Genomic DNA, 1,852 nt, shown 5'->3' with positions numbered 1-1,852 from the left:
ACACCCACCTGAACGAGCGGCACCTCTTCTTGGAGACCAGTACTAGGAGAGACATGCTTAACCACCACCGTCAGCGCGATCGATATTATCTTGGCCGCTCGATCCGCCTCGAAGATTTCGTGTAGTGTTCTGACCGCGGTTTCATTGATGGCGGACGCATACCTGTCTCGTTGCGCCTTCTGCGAGAGCGCAGTCGTCGTGATCTCATCGCGCGACTTAACGTACCGATATTCCTTTACCGCCGGAATTGATGAAGGTTCCGGACAAAATACCTTCAAGAAAAGTTCGCGCGACTCGAGATCAAACGAGTACGCATAATCAACAGGGAAGCACTCTGGGTAAACAGAGTTCGCCAAGACGATTCCAACATAGTCTTCGATGGCTTGTGGAACATCGAAGGCCAGATTGTTGATGAGCTCATCCAGTTTTGCATTCGCCTGTCGAGCGGACTCTTCGCGCTCGGAACACTCCTGTTCGTAGTGGTCCTTAGCAGCTGCGAACTGTTGGCGCCTCCGTGCTTCTGCAAGGTTTCTGGCGTCCACAGCCTCGCGGAAGTTCCGTTTTTCGTTCTCGACGTATTCAGCATGCGCTTGCATGCGCTGGGAAAACCCGCGGCGAGACGCTTCCACCGCTTCAACGTACTTCTTCTTCCCGCCGAACATGCCACCGAGACCCTTCGGCGGCTCTGGCTCTTTGTAGACCGGCGGAGGCAGCATGCGTGCAGGTTGAACTTCGGGGATAGGTGTCTGTAGCGGTCCCGGCGAAAACGGAGGATGCTGCGGAACTGATCTCAGCGATTCGAGGTCAACATAGTCGTCGATTTCCAATGTAGCGCTCAAAAGGGTGTCAATTTGGTCGTAGACTACTTCGAGCTGAGAGTTCAAGGCCGAAGCCTCGGTCTCTCGCGCTTCTACATAGAGACGCTTTGCTTCGCGCTCTGTCGCCTTCAACTCAGCCGCATGGGCCCGATTAGCTGTAGCTCGTGCCCGCTCGGCCACTCTTCGCGCGCGCTCCTGCTCCCGCACCGCGGCATTGTGCGCTCGCACAGCGGCAGCTTCCTGCTGCAGACGGCGCTTCTCCGCCTGCTTCATCTGGTGATTTAACTCGGCGAAGAAGCCCCGCTTTGCCACCTTTTTACACCCTTCACTTGTCCTTTGACCGAGTAACTCTAATCGTTAGAGATGTGGGTGGCCATGCGTTCGGCTATATTGAGCACGCCAGTTTCTCGGCGACTACCAGCTAGCCGCTCACGAACTGGCACTCGAATTCTGAGAGCTTCGTCGGGTGCTCTCCGCCCACTCTGCCTGACAGCGGGATTCGCTACGGCTGCAGCACCGCCCACGCCTGCTCGGCCAGCTCGGGCGTCGCGGCCGCGACCACCGTGCCGCCCACCAGCGGCTGCCGGCCGTCCGGGCCGGTGATCACCCCGCCCGCGGCCTCGATGATCGGGATCAGCGCCACGATGTCGTAGGAGTTGAGGTCGGACTCCACGACCAGGTCCACCCGGCCGGCGGCGAGCATGCAGTAGGCGTAGCAGTCGCCGCCGAAGCGCTGGAGGCGGACGCGGCGGCCGAGTTCGTCGTAGCGGTCGCGCCGCACGCCGCTGTCACCGAACATCGACGGATGCGTCGTGTACAGGATCGCCTCGGACAGCTCCGTGCAACCCGACGTCCGCAGGTCCGTGATCTGCACCGAATCGCCGTCAGCGGCCGGACGACGCACGACGGCGCGGCCACCCACCGCCGAGAACGTCTCACCCAGGATCGGCTGGTCCACCCAGCCCGCCACCGCGCGCCCGTCCTCGACCACGCCGACGAGCGTGCCCCAGCCCGCCATGCCGGTGAGGAAGGCC

At 61.0% G+C, this 1,852-nt stretch carries 2 protein-coding genes; both read right to left on the bottom strand.

What is annotated here, in order from left to right; all coding sequences use genetic code 11:
• On the bottom strand, positions 1 to 1,130 hold a 1,130-nt coding region (locus ACWIE7_RS19055; RefSeq protein WP_454070312.1), incomplete at its 3' end, for a hypothetical protein.
• 190 nt (positions 1,131 to 1,320) lie between these two features.
• Positions 1,321 to 1,852 (bottom strand): inositol monophosphatase family protein (locus tag ACWIE7_RS19050; protein WP_454070311.1); only part of this gene is annotated, 532 nt, incomplete at its 5' end.

This window comes from Dietzia sp. NPDC055343, from assembly GCF_053645265.1.
The sequence above is the reverse complement of the archived record's forward strand: the minus strand, read 5'-3'. Positions and strand labels throughout refer to the sequence as shown.